Here is a 19,261-nt window from a genome sequence, read left to right as displayed (position 1 = left end):
GACCAGGCCCGCACCATCCGCGTGCCGGTGCACATGATCGAGACGATCAACAAGATGAACCGCATCTCGCGCCAGCACCTGCAGGAGTTCGGCGTGGAGATCGATCCGCCGACGCTGGCGGAGAAGCTGGGCATCCCGGAGGCGAAGGTTCGTCAGGTCATGAAGATCGCCAAGGAGCCGGTGTCGATGGAAACGCCGGTGGGCGACGATGCCGACACCAGCCTCGGCGACTTCATCGAGGACACGAACAACGTGTCGCCGCACGAAGCCGCTCTCCAAGCCGGCCTGCGCGAAGCGATCAAGGAGATCCTCGACAGCCTCACGCCGCGCGAGGCCAAGGTGCTGCGCATGCGCTACGGCATCGACATGTCCGGCGACCACACGCTCGAGGAAGTGGGCAAGCAGTTCGACGTGACGCGGGAGCGCATCCGCCAGATCGAGGCCAAGGCACTCCGGAAGATCAAGCATCCGAGCCGCTCGGACAAGCTGCGGACGTTCATCGACAACTTGTGATGGCGGCAGCCGGCGCTCCTCGTGGCAGGGAGTGCCGGCGCATCCGCGGCGACGCCTAGGTCGGGCCGGATCGAGCGTCGCGTCGACACGCCGGGCCGCGGTTGGCCGCCCGCCTTTGCGCGGAGTGCCGCAGGGCCCAGAGCGCGAAAGGGATGAGGGCGCCGCCGATGGCGGCCACGAGATGTCCGAGCAGGGCCAGGCGCTCGCGCTCCATCGTGGACCTTGCCTTGAGCAGGTCGCGCTCCGCTTGCTCGACCTGGTCCAGCAGCGTCCGGAGTTCCCGGGTCGGGTCGGAGTTGCTGATGCCGGCGTAGGCAGACGTCTTGAGAGACTCGACGCCGTCGCGCTCGGCAATGTCGGCAAGGAGGAGGTAGTTGTCGAGCACCTCGGCCAGTTCCGCCTTGAGCCGCCGCATGCGGAGGTGCTGCGGCGGGTTGTCCGCCGTCAGTGCTTCCGCCCGCTGCGCTGCCTCCATGGCGCGAGCGGCAGCGCTGCGCACCATCGCCAGCCATGACCGATCAGGCCGGACGATGAAGTTGTGCAGCCAGGTCGCCGGGCGCAGGGCGCCCACGCGCATCTGCTCGATCTCGTCCAGCACCACATGCGTGCGCTCCACCCGCTGGTCGGCGTCCTCGTACTGATCGAGGATGTAGAGCAGTGCGCCGAGCAGGCCGAGCGGCAGCAGCAGGGCTGCGAGCCGCGCGAAGCGCAAGAGGCGGGCAATCGAGTCGGGCATGGGCACCGAGCCATCTGCGGCGAGCCGCCGCGGCGGGTGGTTCCGCGCGTCGGAAGGCGGGGCAATCCAGGGGGCGGCCCGCTGATGAGCAGCGAGCCGGACGGCTTACATGCCGCGGCCAGCGGCCCTGTCCAGCGCGGCCAGCGTCAACTGAGCCGTGCGGCGCCCCTTGATGGCAGCCACCTGCAGCCACCGGCGGGCTTGACGCAGGTCCGCAGGCACGGCCGGACCGTAGAGCTTCTCTCCGATCAGGTACATGCCCCCCACGATCTCGGCGGCCTCGTTCTCGCCGTACTCGGCGGCAAGCTGCAGCCGCTGAAGTGCGGCCCCGTAGTCGCCGGCCTGGTACTGCCGCAGACCGGCATCGAAGGCGAGCTGGCCCTCGTCGCCGTTGTCCTGGGCTTGGGCGGCCAGCGGCATGACCGCTGATGCGGCAACCAGCAGCGCGGCGGCGATGGCGGCGGGGCGGAGGGCGGGGCAAGCTAGGTGCATGGTCGGATCTCTGGATTCAACGAAGGGATTGCGCCCGTCTGCCAATTCAGGTCCGGACCACTCCGTCTCGACAAGGCAGCCTCGTGCCGTCCGGAAGTTCATGCGAGCAAGACCAGGGCGATGAGTCCATCGTAGGTAGCGTGCCTTCGGAGCGCATCTCTCAAATGGGATATGTGGCGGCCACCGGAAGGGTTCTCCACCGAGTCGGGCTGCGCGAGTGGGGGCAGGGCGCGGAGAGGGGGCGGATGCTGCGCCGCCTCGGCTGTCCCCCCAGGCGGAGGCGACACCCCTTCCTCCGTGGGTGCGGGGAGCGAGCAGCCCCTCAAATGCAGGGGGATGCCCTCTTCCAGAACATGCCCGGGTTGCCGCAAAATTTACCCAGCCTCGGAACTTGCAGAAGAAAATCCAAGGCCCATCCCGTAAAAACGACATTCACACCGCAGCACATCTCATGGAATACACCACCGAGCATGGACCGCAAGGGCGGTTCTTCAACGTCCAGAACCCGCCTGCTCCCGGCACCCGCCTGCTCACGAACAAGGGGGACCGGGTCGTTTTCAATGGAATAGGCTTTGCGGGAATGCTCGACTGCATCAGGCTCAGGGACAGTTCGCGGCAGTTGTACTTCCCTTTGGAGCTCTCGCCGGCACGCTGAGCGCCCGGTTGTCCTTGCCTGCGCTGCCGCAGGCAAGGCGGTACGAAATCCTTCTCCGGGGTGTCGCACGCAGGGCGGGGTGTTCGGGTTTCAGGTGTGCACCAGCTCGAGCGCCGGAGCCTTGCAGGGAAAGACGGCTAGCACCAAGGCTCTGAACGTCCGGTTGGAGCCGAGCGCGGTCAGCGTGCTTGCACCCGGCTCCAGGAGCCGGCCGTGAACTGCCTCGCCAATGGGCGGGCTGCTGCGCCGATCGAACAGGCGGCACACGGCAAACCAGCCATTGCTGAGTTGCACGGCGATGCGGTCGGCCGCATGGTTGATCTCCGTGATGGTTCCTTGGATCGAAGTCATGGCTACCCCTCCTTCGTCTGGTCTTTGGCGGCCGTGTAGGTTAAGGGCGAAGTGGCGTCCGCGAGCAGGTCCGCGTCGTAAGGGATGCGGGAACGTGTAACCCCGGGACGGGGGCCTTGCCCCTGCGGTCCGGATTCCTTGCTTCGCTCCCTGGCTGGCGGAGGCCCTCGCTCGCGTCCCCACCGAAATCCCTCACGGGGTGACGCAGAACATGGTGGAATCGCCGGACTGCATGCACCAGGCTTCCAGGGAGACAGGGATGGCGTTTTCCGAGTTCATCCGGCGCGAGATCGAGCGCATCGTGGCGTCGTGGGAGGAGTTCGCCCGGACCCGGCTGCCAGCCGCACAGCACCTGTCGAGCGAGGACCTGCGAGACCATGCGAAGGTGCTCCTTCTGAGCATCGCCGCCGACATGGAGGCGGAGCAGAGCAGCATGGAGCAGCAAGCGAAGTCGCGCGGGGAGCGCCCGGAGAACGCGCCAGAGGTGACCCGGTACGCACGGGAGCACGCCGAGCATCGCTTCAGCGAAGGCTTCACGCTCAACGAGATGGTCGCGGAGTACCGCGCGCTCAGGGCCAGCGTACTGAGACTCTGGGCGCAGCAGCGCACAGGGACGGACTCGTCCATGCTCGACCAGCTCATCCGCTTCGACGAGGCGCTGGACCAGGGGCTGACCGAGTCGATCGCCTGGTACTCGCGAAGAATCGAGGATTCGCGCAACCTGCTGCTCGGCGTGCTCGGCCATGACCTGCGCAACCCGCTGGGGGCGATACGCCGCTCGGCGCAGTACCTGCTTCTCTCCGACACGCTGGACGGCCTGCAGACCAAGGCGGTCACCCGCATCCTCAACAGCACCAATCGCATGCGCGAGATGGTGGGCGACCTGCTCGACTTCACCCGCACACGGCTCGGTAACGGCCTGCCCCTCGTGCGAGGGCCCGGGAACCTCGGCGAGGTATGCCGCCAGGTGGTCGACGAGCTCGAGGCGTTCCACCCGGAGCGGACCTTGCACCTCCACTGCTCGGGTGAGTTGTCGGGCTGCTGGGACACGCGGCGCGTCGGGCAGCTGGTGTCCAACCTGGTTTCCAATGCCATTCACCACGGCCAGCCGGAGAAGCCGGTGACTGTCGTCGTATGCGGCGATGCAGACGCTGTCACGGTGTCGGTGCACAACGAGGGGCCGCCGATCGCAGTGCAGGCGCGCAAGACGCTGTTCGAGCCGCTCAAGCGCGCCTCGCTACAGGCCGGCGAGAGCCGCGAAGGCGCCTCGGGGCTGGGCCTGGGCCTGTACATCGCACGCCAGATCGCGGTGGCACATGGCGGTTCGATCGAAGTCGACTCATCGGAGCTCGGGGGCACCGCATTCACGGCACGGCTGCCGCGTCAGGCTCAAGAGGGCCGTCCACCTGCGAGCCAACCCGCCTGACCGGGAGGGATGCGGGGCCGACCGAATTTCTCCGCATCCCTGGCGTGACGGACTGCTTCGTCACGTGGCGGCAGGCCGTGTCGGGCCGGCGGTGACGGTTCAGTCTCACCGAAGCGATGCGCCGGCTGCAGGGCGACAATGGCCGTTTCGACCCGAGGCCTCCTGCTCCCATGACATTGCCCCCCTGCCGTACCCCTGCCTTGCCCCCGGAGTCCGCAGCGGCGGCCGGACGGCCGAACAGGAGGTCCGAGCGCCTGCTCGTCCTGAACCTCGTCGCGCAGATGGCGTTCGGTCTGATCGCGATGACGATCTTCCTGCCGTCGATGCAGGAATGGGCCTCGGTCCTCGGCGCCAGCCAGGCCAGCGTGCAGCTGACCTTCAGCGGCTATGTCCTCGCCTACGGCGCCATGCAGCTCATCTACGGCCCGCTGTCGGACCGCTTCGGCCGCAGGCGCATGCTGCTGATCGGACTGGCGCTGGCAGGCACGGCTTCGGCGATCGGCGCGGCAGTCGACGGCGTGCACGGCCTGATCGTGGTGCGCATCCTGCAAGGGGCGGGCGCCGCTGCCTGCATGGTGGTGGGGCGTGCCGCCGTCCAGGACCTGTTCAGCGGGCCCGACCGCGTGCGCGTCATGGCCTACGTCGGCATGGCGATGGGACTGTGTCCGCCCCTGGCGACCGTGATCGGCGGTCAGATCCATGCCCGTCTCGGCTGGCAGGCCAATTTCGTCTTCCTGGCGGTGCTGGCTCTCGTCCTGGGCGTGGGCGTGCTGCGAGGCATGCCGGCACGGCCGCGCCAGCCCTCGACGGCCCCCGAGAGGCACTGGTTGCGCGAGATGGGCGCGGCGTACCTGCAACTGTCCCGCGAGCCGGCGTTCCTGCCCTATGTCGCGATCCTGTCGCTGACCGTAGCGGCCTTCTATGCCTTCCTGAGCGGTGCGCCGCTGGTCCTGCACCACTACGGGGTGGGGCCGGAGAACGTGGGCTGGTACATCATGGCCGTGCCCTTGGCCTACATCGGCGGCAACTACCTGACCAGCCGCCTGGCGCACCGCAAGGGAGAGCGCTGGATGCTGGCCGCGGGCCTGGGCGTTTCGCTCGCAGGAATCGGCCTGATGACGGCGCTCGGCCTCGCCGGCATGAACACGCCGCTCGCGTTCGTGCTGCCGCTGATCCTGCTCGGCATCGGGAACGGCCTCCTCGTGCCTGCGTGCCTGACCGCGACGGTGGGCCTGGTGCCGGCCCTGGCCGGTTCGGCCGCCGCGCTGGCGGGGGTGATGCAGCAACTGATGGGCGCCCTGGGGGCCTATGTCGTGGGCTGGGTGCCTCACGAGCATCCGGTCGGGCTGGGGGCGGTCATGATGGGGTTCACGCTCGCCGCCGTCGCGGCCCTGGCGGTCCTCCGCACGCGAGAGGCGAGCACCCCCGCTTGAGAGCGGCCTTCCGAGGCGCCCCGCGGCAGTTCCACCGCATCGGAGCAGGGATCGCCTCGAGCCGTGGCCCGACAGGAACAACGCATCCGAGGACCGGGCGGTGGCGAGCCTGCTGCTGCCGCAGAGCACGGCAGTGAAAGGGGGCGGCGGGAGAAGGTTTGAGCGCCCCGGGACTCCCGGTGGGCCCGCACGGTGCAGCGGGTTTCTCCGGGGTCCTGCGGAGCTGCGGCTCAGAAGCTGACCCAGTCCTCGTGCTGCCCGCCCGTCGCGGGGGCAGCCGTCTTCGGCGTGCTGCTTGGCGCAGGAGTCGGCGTGCGGGGCGAGGTGCTGCTCGTGGCGGGCGCGGGCGAACGCCTGGAAAGCACAGGGGCCTCGATGCGCTCGGCACCGCGCCCTGCCGCCGCCTCGTCTGCCCGCAGCCGGAATGCGGCCACCGCCTGCACCAGGCGATCGGCCTGGGAGCGCAGGCTGTCCGCTGCCGCCGCCGACTCTTCCACGAGCGCTGCGTTCTGCTGCGTCACCTGGTCGAGCACGCTCACGGCCGTGCCTACCTGGCCAATGCCCTGTGTCTGCTCCCTGGAGGAGGCGTCCACCTCCGTCATCAGGTCCGACACGCGGCGCACCTGCATCAGGATCTCGTCCATGGTCTTGCCCGCCTGGGCGACCTGCAGGTTGCCCGCCTCGACCTTCTCGGTGCTGTCGAGGATCAGCGACTTGATCTCCTTGGCTGCCTGGGCGCTGCGCTGCGCGAGCGTGCGGACCTCCCCCGCCACGACCGCGAAGCCCCGGCCCTGCTCGCCGGCGCGCGCAGCCTCCACCGCGGCATTGAGCGCGAGGATGTTGGTCTGGAATGCAATGCCGTCGATCACGCCGATGATCTCGGAGATCTTGGCGCTGGAGGCGCTGATCGCGGTCATCGTCCCGACCACCATGCCCACCGCCTCGCTGCCGAGCCGGGCCGACTCGCTCGCCTGCACCGAGAGTTGCGTGCCCAGGCGCGCCGAGTTGGCGTTGTTCTGCACCGTGCTCATGAGTTGCTCCATGGAAGCCGCGGTCTGCTGCAGGTTGGAGGCCTGCTCCTCGGTGCGCTGCGAAAGGTCCTGGTTTCCGGTGGCGATCTGTGTGGAGCCGGTGGCGATCGAGTCGGCTCCCGCCCGGATGCTCGAGACGAGCGTCACGAGGCTCGCCTGCATCTGTCGCATCGAGTGCAGGAGGCTGCCCGTGTCGCCCTCCCGGATCACGACGGGCACGCTCAGGTCGCCGGAGGCGATCCGGTCCGCGACTTCCGCGGCGTAGGCCGGCTCGCCGCCAAGTTGCCGGGTGAGGCTGCGCGTGATGAGCAGGGCCAGGGTCACCGAGCCGATCACCGCCAGCACGCTGAACACGATCATCAGGGTGAGCGCGCTCGAGTAGGCTGCCCTGGCCTCGGCGGCTTCCTCGTCGTTGAGCTTGTCCTCGAGGTCGGCGAGCTCGCCCAGCGCCAGCAGCCACTCGGTGTTGACCGGGGCCGCCTCCTGCAGCAGTGTCCTGGTCGCCTCCTCGTTGCGGTTCTGGAGCCCCAGTTCCAGCACCTTGTCGTTCAGCGGCCGCACCTGGTCCCTGAGCCGCCGGACCTTCTCGAAAAGCGCCTTTTCCGCAGCCGTCGTCGACGCATTCGCCGCGAACATCGAGGCAAGCTGCTGTGCGGCCTCGTCGTAGCGGGCGCGAGACGCCTTGATCTTCTCGACCTCGGCCCTCATCCCCGCGTCGTCCGTGATCATCACGATGTTGCGCAGCTGGGTCGAAACCTGGTTGATCGAGATGCGCATCGAGACGGCGAGACGCGATTGACGGTTGTTCACTTCAACGATCTGGTCGAGCCGCTCCTGGAGCGCCGCCATGCGGTTGATGCCGAGCGCGGCGATCAGCGCCATGAACAGCAGCACGAACGCGAAGCCGGCGGTAAGCCGTGCGCGTACTGTCATCTTCGAGAGGTTCAGCATGGGAGCCTTTTGGGGAGACAAGGTGGGATCGGACAACGCTTCTCGATTGCGCACCCCCCTTTTTTCGATCGCAGTGCACAAAAACTTGATCGGGTTGTTCCTGATGGCATGTCCCTCCCCGCATGCCGCGCACGGATGGGCGGCCGGAGCTTGTCCAGCGCTGCCGTTCATAGGGAAATGGAGGGGTTCGAGGAGACCGATCCCTCAGGAAAAGCCTGAGGTGCGGAGGGCATTTCCGTGCTGGTGCCCACGCCCGTGCTCGGGCGTACCGGAAGGATCTGCCCGAGGTTCGAAAGCCTCGTGACGATCGCGGGCTTGGCGCCCCGGCGGAGCCACGCCAACGGGGGCGTCAACGGCTGATTCCGCGACGAATACCTCCGGGCGGAGCGCATACCCGATGGCAAGCGCAGATCGTGATCGTGGACCCGCGGCCCTGCTCGGTTGCTGGGGGGCGGGTGCGCCCATTGCCTCCGCAAGCGCCCGTGCATCCGGGACGGACTCGCCTGTGCCACGAGCGCGGTGAGCGCGGGACGGGGAGGGCTGCGGTCCGTCCATCGCCGCTGCCGTTACGCCCCGGATGGAAGGGGCGGAGGGGGGCGGGCGCGGTCGGGGCGGCGTGACTGGGCAGGCCCCCCGCCAAGGCGGGCGAAGCTTCGCGCGCCCTCGGGCCCGGCACGAGCCCGGACGAGGAGCCCCGGCAGGGGCTTCGACTCACTCCCTTGTCAGGCAGCGTCCCGAGGCGCGCAAGAGCGCCCCCGCCGTCCGCTGCCGGCGACTGTCAGTGCGCGTGGCCGCCCTCGGGATGGGCGTGCCCGTGCGCGATCTCCTCTTCCGTGGCAGGGCGAACGTCAGCCACCGTGAGCGCAAAGTCCAGGGTCATGCCGGCCAGCGGGTGATTGGCGTCGAGCACGACACGCTCGCCATCGATCTGGGTGACGGTGAGAAGATGGACCTCTTCCCCTTCCTCGCCTTCGTGCCTGGCCTCGAGCTGCATGCCCACTTCCAGCGGGGTGGGCAGCCTGTCGCGGGATTCCACGCGAACGAGCTCCTCGTCGTAATGGCCGAAGCCCTCGTCGGGCTCCACCCGCACCGTGGTTTCATAGCCGACCGCCCGGCCCTCGAGCGCCGCCTCGATCTTCGGCAGCGTGTTTCCGTGGCCCTGCAGGTAGATCATCGGCTCCGTGCCTTCCTCGAGCACATTGCCCTGCTCATCGGACAGGCGGTAATTCACGGTGACCACCGTGTTCTTGGCGACGTTCATGGCTGTGCGCTTTCTCGAAAAGATGCCCGCAGCGGGCGGCTGGAGGGTGCAGGACATTCGCGTCGGAAGACCTGCGTGTCCTGTGTCGAAACGGGCAACGCCTGTGCCTGAGAATGCGGGCGCCACCCGGGAGGATCGGCCCGATTCTGCCAGGGTGCCGGCAGCGTCCGGCCCGCCGCGGCCTGCTGCTCGCGGCGGCCGGCCCGGGGGCGTCGGAGCCGCGGCTGTTCCGAGGTCTCTCTGCGGAGCCCCAGGGGCCCCGGGGGAGACCCTCGAGGCTCAGGCGTTCATCACCGCGACGGCACGCACGTTGAGGTAGGCCTCCAGCGCCTCGGGGCCGCCTTCGGTGCCGTAGCCGGAATCCTTGATGCCGCCGAAGGGCAGCTCGGCCGAGGGCAGCGCGGGCATGTTCACCCACAGCATGCCGACCTCGACCCGGCGAGCCAGCAGGTCGGCGTTCTTCAGCGAACGCGTGAAGGCGTAGCCAGCCAGGCCATAGGGCAGGCGGTTCGATTCGGCGATCGCCTCCTCCAGCGTGTTGAAGCTGCGGATGGCGGCCATCGGGCCGAAGGGCTCGTCGTTGAAGACCTTGGCGTCCAGCGGAACATCGGCCAGCACGGTGGGCTGCCAGAAGTTGCCGACCTCGCCGATGCGCTCGCCGCCGGCCAGCACCTTGGCGCCGCGCTCGACCGCGTCCTTGGTGAGCTCCGCCATGGCGCTCAGCCGGCGCGGGTTGGCCAGCGGCCCCATCTGCGTGCCTTCGGCCAGCCCGTCGCCGACCTTCAGGCCCTGCGCATGCTTGACCAGGGCCTGCTCGAACTCGCCGCGGATGCTTTCGTGCACCAGGAAGCGGGTGGGCGAGATGCAGACCTGGCCGGCGTTGCGGAACTTGGCCGCGGCGGTGGACTTCACGGCCAGCGCGATGTCGGCATCCTCCGCGACGATCACCGGCGCATGGCCGCCCAGCTCCATCGTCACGCGCTTCATGTGCTGGCCGGCCAGCGCGGCCAGCTGCTTGCCCACCGGCGTGGAGCCGGTGAAGGTGATCTTGCGGATCGTGGGATGCGCGATCAGGTAGCTCGAGATCTCGGCGGGGTTGCCATAGACCAGGCCCAGCACGCCGGGGGGGATGCCGGCGTCGACGAAGGCCCGGATCAGTGCGGCCGGGCCGGCAGGCGTCTCCTCGGGGGCCTTGACCAGCATCGAGCAGCCCGCCGCGAGCGCGGCGCCGACCTTCCGCACCACCTGGTTGATCGGGAAGTTCCAGGGTGTGAAGGCGGCGACCGGGCCGACCGGGTCCTTCAGCACCATCTGGCGGATGGCCAGGTTGGTGCGCGACGGCACGATGCGGCCATAGACGCGGAAACCCTCTTCCGCGAACCACTCGATGATGTCGGCCGCCGCCAGCGCTTCGCCCTTGGCCTCGGCCAGCGGCTTGCCTTGCTCCAGCGTCAGCAGGCGGCCGATGTCGGCGGCACGCTCGCGCATCAGGCCCGCGGCACGGCGCATGATCGCGCTGCGGGCGGCCGGCGTCATGTCGCGCCAGGTCTCGAACCCCTTCTGGGCGGCCTCCAGCGCCTTGTCCAGCTCGGCGCGGCCGGCATGAGCGACGCGGCCGATCTCCTGGCCGGTGGCAGGGTTGTGGACAGCAAGCGTGCGGCCGTCGGCAGCGTCCTGCCACTGGCCATCGATCAGGAGTTGGGTGTTCGGATAGGTCATGTCGCGCTTGGATGGTCAATGTGAAGGAGCATCCTACCCTCGTCGGGCCGCGGGCGCAGGCTCGACCACCCTGCGCCCGCTGCGTCCTCTGCCCTTCGTCTGCTCTTGACGCACATCAAGGGTAATTCCACTCCCGCCCTTGCGGGCCCCAGGCTTGCCTCGTTTCGCTTCTATCATCGATCCGCCGTCCCCGCGGGGCGGGCCGGCAGCATCGCAACGAAGTACAGGAGGTGAACATGAGGATTCTGATTGCAGCAGACGGGAGCGACTACACGCGGCATATGCTCGACTACGTCGCGACCCACGGGGACCTGTTCACCCCGGCCCACGAGTACACAGTGCTCACGGTGGTGCTGGCCGTGCCGCCCCTGGCCGCGGGCTCGATCTCGAAGCAGGATCTGGCCGACTACTACGACGACAGCGCCCGCTCCGTGCTCGACCAGGCACGCGGCTTCTTCGAGGCGCGCGGCATCAAGGCCGAGTGCCTGCACAAGGTAGGCCACCCGGCCGACGTGATCGCGGAGACGGCCGACGGCGGCAAGTACGACCTGATCGTGATGGGCTCGCACGGCCACTCCGCGCTCGGCAACCTGGTGATGGGCTCGGTCGCCACGCAGGTCCTGGCGCGCTGCAAGACGCCGGTGCTGCTGGTGCGCTGAGTTCCCCGGCACGCGGTCCCGATGGCATTCCTGCACTCGTCCCGAGCGAAGCGGCTGCGCCCCTGGCGCATCCTGCCCGCGCTGCCGGCCCTGCTGGCGCTCGCGGGCCCGGCGGCCGGCGGCGGCTCCCGCCCCGAGCCCGCGGCGCGCGGGGCCGAGTTCCACCAGGTCGTGCCCTGCCCGGCCACGGGGGACGTGGGCCGGCCCTGCCCGGGGCACGAGATCGTGCACATCGTGCCGCTTTGCGCGGGCGGCCCGCACCTCGTCTCGAACATGGAGTGGTGGCCGCGGGCCAGGGCCCGGGCGAAGGGGGAGCACGACGCGGCGGAGTGCCGCAAGGCCCGGCTCGCCGCCCACGCTCACCAGCCCCTCGCGTCGCCGGGCGCCGCCGGAGCCGCCCGGTAGGCTGCCGCGTGACCGCCGCGTGACCGCCGCGTGACCGCCGCGTGATCGGCGCGTGCCCGGACGCCGTCGGCGGCCTGCCGGCCCTGGCGGCTTCGGGTCCCGGCCAGTGCGGCCTCGATGCCCGACGCGCCGCGCCGTCGGGCCGCTCTCGCGGCTGAGGCGAGCCGGCCGGCCCCGCCCCGCCTCCTCAGAAGCGGGGGTTCGCGCCGCTGAAGGCCGGGTCGTACTTGCGCATCTGCGCGAGGTCGTTGCGGTTGCGCACGCCGCACGCGAGGTACTGCTCGTGCAGCCGCGCGAGCTGCTCGCGGTCCAGCTCGACCCCCAGCCCCGGCCTGCCCGGCACCGCCACCGCGCCGTTGTCGAAGGCGATGCGCCCGCCGGCGACCACCTCCTCCTCCTGCCAGGGGTAGTGTGTGTCGCAGGCATAGGCGATGTTGGGCACCGCCGCCGCCACGTGCGTCATCGCCATCAGGCTGATGCCCAAGTGCGAGTTCGAGTGCATCGACATGCCGAGACCGAACACCTCGCACATGCGCGCCAGCGCCTGCGTGGCGCGCAGCCCGCCCCAGTAGTGGTGGTCGGAGAGCACGATCCTCGCCCCGCCCGCGTGCACGTTGGCGCGGAACTCCTCCATCGTGGTCACGACCATGTTGGTCGCCAGCGGCACCTTCGAGTGGCGCGACAGCGCCGCCATGCCCTCCAGCGTCGGGGTGGGGTCCTCGTAGTACTCCAGCAGCTCGTCGAGCTCCTCGGCCGCCGCGATGCTGGTGGCCAGCGACCAGTTCGCGTTCGGGTCCAGCCGCAGCGGCAGCGTCGGGAACGCGGCGCGCAGCGCCCGCATCGTCGCGATCTCGTGGGCCGGCTCGAACACGCCGCCCTTGAGCTTGATGCTCTGGAAGCCGTAGAGATCGACCATGCGGCGCGCCTGCGCGACGATCTGCTCCGGGCTCAGGCCCTCGCCCCAGGCGTCGGGCGCATAGGGCTTGTCGACGTGCTCGGCGTACTTGTAGAAGAGGTAGGCGCTGTAGGCGACGGAGCTGCGCACCGCGCCGCCGAGCAGGTCCACGACCGGCGCGCCGAGCAGCTGCCCCTGCAGGTCGAGCATCGCGACCTCCAGCGCGCTCGTGACCTTGGCGGCGTTCTTCGCGCTGTGGGAGCCGGGTGCGAGCGTGAACTCGACGGCGCCGGACGCCGGGCGGATCGAGGCGCGCACCCGCTCCTCCATTGCGTTGAGGTCGAAGGGCGACAGGCCCAGCACCAGCGGCCGGGCCGCGTCGAGGGCGCGCAGCATCGGCTCGTCGCCGTAGGTCTCGGAGAGGCCGACGCGCCCGTCGGCCGTCTCCAGCTCGACGATGGCGCGCAGCGCCCAGGGCTCGTGGATGCCGCTGGCGTTGAGCAGCGGGCCGTCGCGGAAGGCGATCGGCGTGACGCGGACATGCTTGATCGGATTGCTGCGGTTCATGAAGGGGCTCCTTGGGTCGGCAGGGCTGCCGTTGCTCGTGGGCGCACCGGTGCGCGGGGGCACCCCGGTGCGTGCCGGTTGTCATGCGGGGGAGTGCGGGGCTCCGAAGGGGGAGGAAGGCCCCGGCGCGAGGGCGCCGGGGCGGCGCCGGATCACCTGAAGAGGTTGGGCAGCCACATCGTGAAGGCGGGCACGTAGGTCACCATCGCGAGGCAGGCGGCGAGCGCTCCGTAGAAGGGCAGGATCGAGCGCATCACCTGCCCGACCGAGACCCCCCCGATGGCGCAGCCGACGAACTGCGTCACCCCCACCGGCGGCGTGTTGAGGCCGAGCGCGCAGTTGATGAGCATCACGATGCCGAACTGCACCGGGTCCATGCCGTACTGCACCGCGATCGGCAGGAAGATCGGCGTGCACACCAGGATCGTCGCCGCCATGTCGAGGAAGGTGCCGAGGATGAACAGCAGCAGGTTGATCATCAGGAAGATCACCAGCGGGTTCGTCGACACCATCTGCATCAGCTCGCCCGTCTTCTGCGGCACCTCGTACAGCGCCATGAAGTAGCCGAAGGCCGAGGAGATGCCGATGAGCAGCAGCACCACGCCGGTGGCCTTGCAGGCCTTGGCGCAGGCCTTCAGGAAGTCCTTCCAGCTCAGCGAGCGGTAGACCAGCGCGGTCACCACCAGCGCCCACAGCACCGCAGTGGCGGCGGACTCGGTCGCGGTGAAGATGCCCGACAGGATGCCGGCGAGGATGATCACGACGATCAGCAGGCCCGGCAGCGCCGCGAGGAAGGCCCTGAAGACCTCGAGCCAGCCGGGGAAGCCGCCGCGCACCGGGTAGCCGCGCTTGCGCGCCACCCAGTAGGCCGCCGCGAGGTTGCAGGCGGTCAGCAGCAGCGCGGGGACGATGCCGGCCAGGATCAGGCTGAAGATGCTCACCGATGCGATGCCGGTGGTGGCGAGCGTGAAGATGATCAGGTTGTGCGAGGTGGGCATCAGCACGCCCACCAGCGCCGCGTGCGTCGTCACGTTGACGGCGTAGTCGGCGTCGTAGCCCTCCTTCTTCATCAGCGGGATCATCACCGAGCCCATCGCGGACACGTCCGCCAGCGCCGAGCCCGCGACGCCGCCGAACAGCGTGCAGCCCACGACGTTGCTCATGCCGAGGCCGCCACGGACGTGGCCGACCAGGCTGTTGGCGAAGCGCACGATGCGGTCGGCGATGCCGCCGTAGAGCATCAGCTCGCCGGCGAACACGAAGAAGGGGATGGCCAGGAAGGAGAACACCTGCATGCCGCCCACCATCTTCTGGAACACCACCGCCACCGGCAGGCCGGAGTACAGGACGGTGGCCACCGAGGCCAGGCCGATCGAGAAGGCCACCGGCACGCCGAGGACCAGCAGCACAGCGAAGCTCAGGGAGAGGATGGTCAGTTCCATGCCGGCACCACTTCCTCGCCGCGCAGCAGCGCGACGATATGTTCGATGGAGAAAAGGACGATCAGCGCGCCGGCGACCGTGAGCGCCAGGTAGTCGGCACCGACCGGGACGCCCAGCATCGGCTTGATGTCGCTCCACTTGAGCGTGGTCCATAGCCAGCCGCTGTGCGCCATCAGCGCGCCGAACAGCACGACGAAGGCATGGATCAGCACCTCCACGCGCAGCCGCCACTTCTCCGGCAGCAGCGACACCAGCGACTCCAGCCCGATGTGGCCGGCGTCGCGCACGCCGACCGCGACGCCGAGCGCGGTGACGTACAGCACCAGCTGCAGCGCGAGCGCCTCGGCCCAGGTGGGCGTGTCGTTGAACACGTAGCGGCCCACCACCTGGTACTGCACGCACAGGATCAGCGCGAGGAGCCCGAGCACGGCGAGCACGAGGCTGGTCTTGGACAGCAGCGCGCAGCAGCGGGAATAGGGATGGGTTGCGGGCGGGCGGGCGTGGCCGGCGTCGAGCGCCGGTGCCACGGCACTGACCGCGGCGGAGTCGGCCGCGACGGCGGCGCCGGCCGGCAGGACGGAAGAGTTCATCGGGGTCTCCATGGGGCAGGGGGCGGGTCGCGTTCGCGGCCCGCGGGGCCGGTCGCAGCCGGCCCGGCCCGGTTTACTTGCTGCCTTCCTGCACGGCCTTCACGAGGCGCTGCAGGTCCGGCGTGGCGATGAACTTCGCGTAGACCGGGCTCATGGCCGCCTTGAAGGAGGCGAGATCGACGTCGGAGACGACCTGCGCGCCCGCCTTGGTGACGATCTCGAGCGCCTTCGCCTCCTGCTCGTCCCACTTCCTGCGCTGGAACGCCACCGATTCCTTCGCGGCGGCACGGATCAGGTCCTGGTCGGCCTTGGGCAGCCGGTCGAAGACGGCCTTGCTCATCACGAGCATCTCGGGCGCCATCGAGTGCATGGTCCTGGAGAAGTACTTCACCGCCTCGTAGTGCTTGAAGCCCTCGTAGGACGGCACGTTGTTCTCGGCCGCGTCGATCAGGCCGGTCTTCAGTGCGGTGTAGACCTCGCCGGTGGGCATCGGCGTGGGGTTGGCGCCCATCGCGGCGGCGACCGCGACCCACAGGTCCGAGGGCTGCACGCGGATCTTCATGCCCCGGGTGTCCGCCAGCGTGCGCACCGGCTTCTTCGCGTAGATGGAGCGGGCGCCGCTGTCGTAGAAGGCGAGGCCGACCAGGCCCTGGTGCTCGCAGCCCTTCAGGATCTCCTCGCCGACGGGGCCGTCGAGCGACTTGCGCATGTGCTCGATGGAGTCGAAGAGGAAGGGCATCGTCGGCACCAGCGACTTCGGGCAGATCGAGTTCAGCGAGCTGATGTTGACGCGGTTGAGGTCGAGCGCGCCGATCTTGACCTGGTCGAGCGTCTCCTTCTCGTTGCCCAGCGCGCTCTTGTTGAACACCTTGATCTTGTACTTGCCGCCGCTGCGCTGCTCCAGCAGCTGGCTCATGTGCCGCACTGCGGCCACGGTGGGGTAGTCGTCGCTGTTGTGCACGTCGGCCGAGCGGAACTCGACGGCCTGCGCGCCGAAGGCGGCCATCGCGGCGGCGAGGGCAAGGATGGACTTCATCGTCATGGGGCTTGTCTCCATTGGAATGGTCGGGGTGGAAAGGGCCTCTCGGGCCGGCGGCGCCGTCCCGGCCGCGTCACGGACAACCCGCCGTCGAGAGCCGCGATGCCAAGGGAAGCGGAGCGGCCTCGTGAGCGGGGAGAGCGAAGGCAGGGATTCGGTACGACGGGCGAAGTAAAACACTAATATATTAGTGTGTCAACTCGCCTCCCCCCTAGAATCCCATGCACGCCCTCATCCGCTGGAACCCTCCCTCCTTCATGAGTCTTCCCTCCAAGCTCGGGCCCTTACGGCTCGACCGTTCCCGGCATGCCGCCCCGCAGGTGTTCGAGCATCTGCGCGCGCTGATCCTTTCGCTCGAGCTCGCGCCCGGCACGGTGCTGTCGCGCGGCGAGCTCGCGGAGCAGTTCGGGCTCAGCCAGACGCCGATCCGCGACGCCCTGATCCGCTTGGGCGAGGAAGGGCTGGTGGACATCTTTCCGCAGCACGCCACGGTGGTCAGCCGCATCAACGTCACGGCCGCGCAGCAGGCGCACTTCCTGCGCCGCTCGATCGAGCTGGAGGTGGTGCGTGCGCTGGCGGAGAAGAACGACGACCGGGTGGTGGCGGAGCTTCGTGCCCTGATCGAGCGGCAGGAGGGGGCGATCCGCCTCCAGGACTACGAGGGCTTCATTGCCAGCGACCAGGCCTTCCACCGCCACATGTACGAGGCGGCGGGCGTGCCGGACCTGTGGGACCTGGTGCGTCGCATGAGCGGCCACGTCGACCGCCTGCGGCGCCTGCATCTGCCGGTGGCCGGCAAGGTCGAGGCGGTCGTGCGCGACCATGCCCGCATCCTCGACGCGATCGCCGGCGGCGCCCCTCAGGCCGCGCAGGACGCCCTTCGCCAGCACCTCTCGGGAACGCTCAGCCAGGTCGAGGAGATCCGCTCGCGGTTTCCCGACTACGTCACCGGCTAGCTGGCCGCTCGCGACGCCCTGATCTCAGGGTGCGTCGGCGAAGGCCTGCTGCAAGTGCCCCAGCAGGGCCTGCAGCCGCGCCGGCTGGTAGTTGCGGCTCGGGTAGACCGCGAACAGCGGGCTCGCGTCGCAGCGGGCGTCGGGGAACAGGTCGACCAGCCGCCCGTCGCGCAGGTCGCAGCGGATGTCGAGCCGGGACTTGTAGCCGATGCCGTGGCCGGCGAGCAGCCACTGGCGCACCAGCGCGCCGTCGTCGGCCGCCCGGTCGCCGCTCACCCGCACCTCGCGCTGCCGTCCCTCGTGGACGAGGCGCCAGCGGTCGAAGAGCTCGCCGTCGCGGTAGAAGCAGATGCAGTTGCGCCGTGCCAGCTCCTCCACCGACTGCGGCCGGCCGTGGCGCGCCAGGTAGTCCGGCGACGCGCAGATCACGCGCTCGTTGTCGCACAGCTTGCGCGCGACCAGGTTCGAGTCGCGCAGCGCACCGTAGCGCAGCACCAGGTCGATCGGGTGGCGGTAGAGGTCGTGCAGTCCGTCGGAGAGGTGCATCACGATGCGGATCTGCGGGTGGCGGGCGCGGAAGGGCTCCAGCACCTCGTCGAGCAGGCCGCGCCCGAGGTCCGACGGCGCGCCGAGGTGGATCTCGCCGCCCAGGCCCTCGCGCCCCTTGTGCAGCACCGCCTGGCCCTCCTGCAGCAGCTGCAGCGACTGGCTGCAGTAGCCGAGGAAATCCTCGCCGGCCTGCGTCAGCCGCAGCGAACGGGTCGAGCGCTCGAAGAGCTGCGCCTCCAGCCGTCCCTCCAGCCGCTTGAGCGCGGCGCTGGCCGCGGCCGGGCTCAGGCCGAGCTGGCGGCCGCCCGCGCTGATGCTGCCCGTCCGGCTGACCTCGACGAACAGCTGCACATCGTTCAGGTGCAGCATCTTCAAAAACCGCTTGAAACTGAATCTCGAAAGGTGCCGATTATCAACGCCGGCCGCGCTGCCTAGACTTCCGTCGTTCGCGGCCCGCCGCGGCGTTCGCGCCCCGGGGCCGCATCCATCCCCATCCCCCACAGGAGTGAGAACCATGAAGGCCGTTGCCTATCTCCAGCCCGGCGAGCTCGCGCGCGCCGACGCGCTGCTCGACGTCGAGCTGCCGATCCCCGAGCCCGGCCCCGACGACCTGCGCGTGCGCATCGCCGCGGTGTCGGTGAACCCGGTGGACACCAAGGTGCGCCGCAGCCGTGCCCCGGCCGAGGGCCGCCCCGAGGTGCTGGGCTGGGACGCGGTCGGCATCATCGACGCGGTCGGCGCCGACGTGCGCGGCCACGCGGTCGGCGACCGGGTGTTCTACGCCGGGGCGCTCGACCGGCCGGGCAGCAACGCGCAGTACCACCTCGTGGACGCCCGCATCGTCGGTCGCGCCCCCGCGTCGCTCTCCGACGCCGAGGCCGCGGCGCTGCCGCTGACGGCGATCACCGCGTGGGAGCTGCTGTTCGACCGCCTCGGCGTCGCGAAGGACGGCGGCGAAGGGCAGAGCCTGCTGGTCATCGGCGGCGCCGGCGGCGTGGGCTCGATCCTGATCCAGCTCGCGCGCCGCCTCACCCGGCTCACCGTGATCGCCACCGCCAGCCGCCCCGAGACGCAGGCCTGGTGCCGCGAGCTCGGCGCGCACCACGTCATCGACCATGCGGCGGCCTTCGCCCCGCAGCTGGCCGCGATCGGGCTGGCGCAGGTGTCGATGGTGGCCTCGCTCACGCAGACCGACCGGCACTGGGCGGCCATCGTCGAGGCCGCGATGCCGCAGGGCCGCATCGCGCTGATCGACGATCCGGCGCAGCCGCTCGACGTGATGCCGCTCAAGCGCAAGAGCCTGTCGCTGCACTGGGAGCTGATGTTCACCCGCTCGCTGTTCCGCACGCCCGACATGGCGGCGCAGGGCGCGCTGCTCGACGAGGTGGCTGCGCTGGTGGACGCGGGCGTGCTGCGCACGACCGTGACGCAGACCCTGCGGCCGATCAGTGCGGGCACCGTGCGGCAGGCTCATGCGCTGATCGAGAGCGGGCAGGCGCGCGGCAAGATCACGATCGCCGGCTGGGAGTGAGCCGGGCAGGGGCGGGGCCTGCCCCTCGCCCGCCAGGGGGGCGGCACCCGGGCCGCTCGG

The 19,261-nt window shown here is 69.8% G+C and carries 19 protein-coding genes; 8 read left to right on the top strand and 11 right to left on the bottom strand.

Annotation, left to right across the window (positions count from 1 at the left end; all coding sequences use genetic code 11):
• Nucleotides 1-513, top strand: a 513-nt coding sequence (locus tag D3A59_RS07675; RefSeq protein ID WP_119154322.1) for a sigma-70 family RNA polymerase sigma factor, incomplete at its 5' end; no start/stop codon positions are given.
• A 55-nt stretch (nucleotides 514-568) separates the two neighbouring features.
• On the opposite strand, the gene D3A59_RS07670 is transcribed toward D3A59_RS07675, so the two are convergent.
• Nucleotides 569-1,249 carry a CHASE3 domain-containing protein gene (locus tag D3A59_RS07670; protein ID WP_119154321.1) on the bottom strand — a complete coding sequence of 227 codons (681 nt, stop codon included), beginning with the start codon at nucleotides 1,247-1,249 and terminating at the stop codon, nucleotides 569-571.
• 105 nt (nucleotides 1,250-1,354) lie between these two features.
• Nucleotides 1,355-1,843 (bottom strand): SEL1-like repeat protein, encoded by a 489-nt coding sequence (locus tag D3A59_RS07665; RefSeq protein WP_157991451.1) that lies wholly within the window; start codon nucleotides 1,841-1,843, stop codon nucleotides 1,355-1,357.
• A gap of 349 nt (nucleotides 1,844-2,192) precedes the next feature.
• On the opposite strand from D3A59_RS07665, the gene D3A59_RS25300 reads away from it, so the two are divergent.
• On the top strand, nucleotides 2,193-2,396 hold the full coding sequence (locus tag D3A59_RS25300) for a hypothetical protein (protein ID WP_157991450.1): 204 nt from the start codon (nucleotides 2,193-2,195) through the stop codon (nucleotides 2,394-2,396).
• A gap of 90 nt (nucleotides 2,397-2,486) precedes the next feature.
• On the opposite strand, the gene D3A59_RS07660 is transcribed toward D3A59_RS25300, so the two are convergent.
• A complete protein-coding gene (locus tag D3A59_RS07660) occupies nucleotides 2,487-2,747 on the bottom strand; it encodes a hypothetical protein (protein WP_119154319.1) in 261 nt (86 codons plus the stop codon).
• A gap of 259 nt (nucleotides 2,748-3,006) precedes the next feature.
• On the opposite strand from D3A59_RS07660, the gene D3A59_RS07655 reads away from it, so the two are divergent.
• Both D3A59_RS07655 and D3A59_RS07650 read left to right on the top strand, forming a co-directional pair.
• Nucleotides 3,007-4,173 carry an ATP-binding protein gene (locus D3A59_RS07655; RefSeq protein ID WP_170162320.1) on the top strand — a complete coding sequence of 389 codons (1,167 nt, stop codon included), beginning with the start codon at nucleotides 3,007-3,009 and terminating at the stop codon, nucleotides 4,171-4,173.
• A 170-nt stretch (nucleotides 4,174-4,343) separates the two neighbouring features.
• Entirely contained in the window at nucleotides 4,344-5,606 is a 1,263-nt protein-coding gene (locus D3A59_RS07650) for a multidrug effflux MFS transporter (protein WP_170162319.1), read from the top strand.
• A 230-nt stretch (nucleotides 5,607-5,836) separates the two neighbouring features.
• Here the strand turns inward: D3A59_RS07650 and D3A59_RS26660 are convergent, their stop codons facing one another.
• The 3 genes from D3A59_RS26660 to D3A59_RS07635 all read right to left on the bottom strand — a co-directional run bounded on the left by D3A59_RS26660 (nucleotide 5,837) and on the right by D3A59_RS07635 (nucleotide 10,568).
• Nucleotides 5,837-7,588 (bottom strand): methyl-accepting chemotaxis protein, encoded by a 1,752-nt coding sequence (locus D3A59_RS26660; protein WP_272868056.1) that lies wholly within the window; start codon nucleotides 7,586-7,588, stop codon nucleotides 5,837-5,839.
• 778 nt (nucleotides 7,589-8,366) lie between these two features.
• The gene (locus D3A59_RS07640; protein ID WP_119154316.1) at nucleotides 8,367-8,849 is read right to left on the bottom strand and encodes an FKBP-type peptidyl-prolyl cis-trans isomerase; all 483 of its coding nucleotides are present in this window, start codon (nucleotides 8,847-8,849) and stop codon (nucleotides 8,367-8,369) included.
• A gap of 279 nt (nucleotides 8,850-9,128) precedes the next feature.
• Nucleotides 9,129-10,568: an NAD-dependent succinate-semialdehyde dehydrogenase gene (locus D3A59_RS07635; protein WP_119154315.1), complete on the bottom strand. Its 1,440-nt coding sequence runs from the start codon at nucleotides 10,566-10,568 to the stop codon at nucleotides 9,129-9,131.
• A gap of 236 nt (nucleotides 10,569-10,804) precedes the next feature.
• Here D3A59_RS07635 and D3A59_RS07630 point away from each other — a divergent pair, with 236 nt between their 5' ends.
• Both D3A59_RS07630 and D3A59_RS07625 read left to right on the top strand, forming a co-directional pair.
• Entirely contained in the window at nucleotides 10,805-11,227 is a 423-nt protein-coding gene (locus D3A59_RS07630) for a universal stress protein (RefSeq protein ID WP_119154314.1), read from the top strand.
• A 21-nt stretch (nucleotides 11,228-11,248) separates the two neighbouring features.
• A complete protein-coding gene (locus D3A59_RS07625; RefSeq protein ID WP_119154313.1) occupies nucleotides 11,249-11,632 on the top strand; it encodes an HNH endonuclease in 384 nt (127 codons plus the stop codon).
• 187 nt (nucleotides 11,633-11,819) lie between these two features.
• Here D3A59_RS07625 and D3A59_RS07620 read toward each other — a convergent pair whose 3' ends face one another.
• The 4 genes from D3A59_RS07620 to D3A59_RS07605 form a co-directional block, all read right to left on the bottom strand.
• Entirely contained in the window at nucleotides 11,820-13,094 is a 1,275-nt protein-coding gene (locus tag D3A59_RS07620) for a glucarate dehydratase family protein (protein ID WP_119154312.1), read from the bottom strand.
• A gap of 152 nt (nucleotides 13,095-13,246) precedes the next feature.
• Nucleotides 13,247-14,536: a TRAP transporter large permease gene (locus D3A59_RS07615; RefSeq protein ID WP_119154311.1), complete on the bottom strand. Its 1,290-nt coding sequence runs from the start codon at nucleotides 14,534-14,536 to the stop codon at nucleotides 13,247-13,249.
• Nucleotides 14,527-15,126 (bottom strand): TRAP transporter small permease, encoded by a 600-nt coding sequence (locus D3A59_RS07610; protein WP_119154310.1) that lies wholly within the window; start codon nucleotides 15,124-15,126, stop codon nucleotides 14,527-14,529. The genes D3A59_RS07615 and D3A59_RS07610 overlap by 10 nt, the downstream gene beginning before the upstream one ends.
• A gap of 73 nt (nucleotides 15,127-15,199) precedes the next feature.
• Nucleotides 15,200-16,168 carry a TRAP transporter substrate-binding protein gene (locus D3A59_RS07605; protein ID WP_419187239.1) on the bottom strand — a complete coding sequence of 323 codons (969 nt, stop codon included), beginning with the start codon at nucleotides 16,166-16,168 and terminating at the stop codon, nucleotides 15,200-15,202.
• A gap of 254 nt (nucleotides 16,169-16,422) precedes the next feature.
• Between D3A59_RS07605 and D3A59_RS07600 the strand changes: the two genes are divergently transcribed.
• A complete protein-coding gene (locus D3A59_RS07600; protein ID WP_119154309.1) occupies nucleotides 16,423-17,121 on the top strand; it encodes a GntR family transcriptional regulator in 699 nt (232 codons plus the stop codon).
• Nucleotides 17,122-17,145: 24 nt separating this feature from the next.
• Here the strand turns inward: D3A59_RS07600 and D3A59_RS07595 are convergent, their stop codons facing one another.
• Complete coding sequence (locus D3A59_RS07595; RefSeq protein WP_119154308.1) at nucleotides 17,146-18,039, bottom strand: LysR family transcriptional regulator; 894 nt, start codon at nucleotides 18,037-18,039, stop codon at nucleotides 17,146-17,148.
• A gap of 145 nt (nucleotides 18,040-18,184) precedes the next feature.
• Between D3A59_RS07595 and D3A59_RS07590 the strand changes: the two genes are divergently transcribed.
• Entirely contained in the window at nucleotides 18,185-19,201 is a 1,017-nt protein-coding gene (locus tag D3A59_RS07590) for a zinc-binding alcohol dehydrogenase family protein (RefSeq protein ID WP_119154307.1), read from the top strand.
• The last annotated feature ends 60 nt before the right edge of the window (nucleotides 19,202-19,261 follow it).

Source organism: Caldimonas tepidiphila (assembly GCF_003569765.1).
Classification (GTDB): Bacteria; Pseudomonadota; Gammaproteobacteria; order Burkholderiales; family Burkholderiaceae_C; genus Caldimonas; species Caldimonas tepidiphila.
Note: the sequence above shows the minus strand (reverse complement) of the source record. Positions and strands in the feature narration are given on the sequence as shown.

What these genes read in the sequence shown, in the direction of transcription:
- D3A59_RS07670 (WP_119154321.1), bottom strand. Translation starts at nt 1,249, where the DNA reads ATGCCCGACTCGATTGCCCGCCTCTTGCGCTTCGCGCGGCTCGCAGCC.
- D3A59_RS07665 (WP_157991451.1), bottom strand. Translation starts at nt 1,843, where the DNA reads ATGAACTTCCGGACGGCACGAGGCTGCCTTGTCGAGACGGAGTGGTCC.
- D3A59_RS25300 (WP_157991450.1), top strand. Translation starts at nt 2,193, where the DNA reads ATGGAATACACCACCGAGCATGGACCGCAAGGGCGGTTCTTCAACGTC.
- D3A59_RS07660 (WP_119154319.1), bottom strand. Translation starts at nt 2,747, where the DNA reads ATGACTTCGATCCAAGGAACCATCACGGAGATCAACCATGCGGCCGAC.
- D3A59_RS07655 (WP_170162320.1), top strand. Translation starts at nt 3,007, where the DNA reads ATGGCGTTTTCCGAGTTCATCCGGCGCGAGATCGAGCGCATCGTGGCG.
- D3A59_RS07650 (WP_170162319.1), top strand. Translation starts at nt 4,344, where the DNA reads ATGACATTGCCCCCCTGCCGTACCCCTGCCTTGCCCCCGGAGTCCGCA.
- D3A59_RS26660 (WP_272868056.1), bottom strand. Translation starts at nt 7,588, where the DNA reads ATGCTGAACCTCTCGAAGATGACAGTACGCGCACGGCTTACCGCCGGC.
- D3A59_RS07640 (WP_119154316.1), bottom strand. Translation starts at nt 8,849, where the DNA reads ATGAACGTCGCCAAGAACACGGTGGTCACCGTGAATTACCGCCTGTCC.
- D3A59_RS07635 (WP_119154315.1), bottom strand. Translation starts at nt 10,568, where the DNA reads ATGACCTATCCGAACACCCAACTCCTGATCGATGGCCAGTGGCAGGAC.
- D3A59_RS07630 (WP_119154314.1), top strand. Translation starts at nt 10,805, where the DNA reads ATGAGGATTCTGATTGCAGCAGACGGGAGCGACTACACGCGGCATATG.
- D3A59_RS07625 (WP_119154313.1), top strand. Translation starts at nt 11,249, where the DNA reads ATGGCATTCCTGCACTCGTCCCGAGCGAAGCGGCTGCGCCCCTGGCGC.
- D3A59_RS07620 (WP_119154312.1), bottom strand. Translation starts at nt 13,094, where the DNA reads ATGAACCGCAGCAATCCGATCAAGCATGTCCGCGTCACGCCGATCGCC.
- D3A59_RS07615 (WP_119154311.1), bottom strand. Translation starts at nt 14,536, where the DNA reads ATGGAACTGACCATCCTCTCCCTGAGCTTCGCTGTGCTGCTGGTCCTC.
- D3A59_RS07610 (WP_119154310.1), bottom strand. Translation starts at nt 15,126, where the DNA reads ATGAACTCTTCCGTCCTGCCGGCCGGCGCCGCCGTCGCGGCCGACTCC.
- D3A59_RS07605 (WP_419187239.1), bottom strand. Translation starts at nt 16,168, where the DNA reads ATGACGATGAAGTCCATCCTTGCCCTCGCCGCCGCGATGGCCGCCTTC.
- D3A59_RS07600 (WP_119154309.1), top strand. Translation starts at nt 16,423, where the DNA reads ATGAGTCTTCCCTCCAAGCTCGGGCCCTTACGGCTCGACCGTTCCCGG.
- D3A59_RS07595 (WP_119154308.1), bottom strand. Translation starts at nt 18,039, where the DNA reads ATGCTGCACCTGAACGATGTGCAGCTGTTCGTCGAGGTCAGCCGGACG.
- D3A59_RS07590 (WP_119154307.1), top strand. Translation starts at nt 18,185, where the DNA reads ATGAAGGCCGTTGCCTATCTCCAGCCCGGCGAGCTCGCGCGCGCCGAC.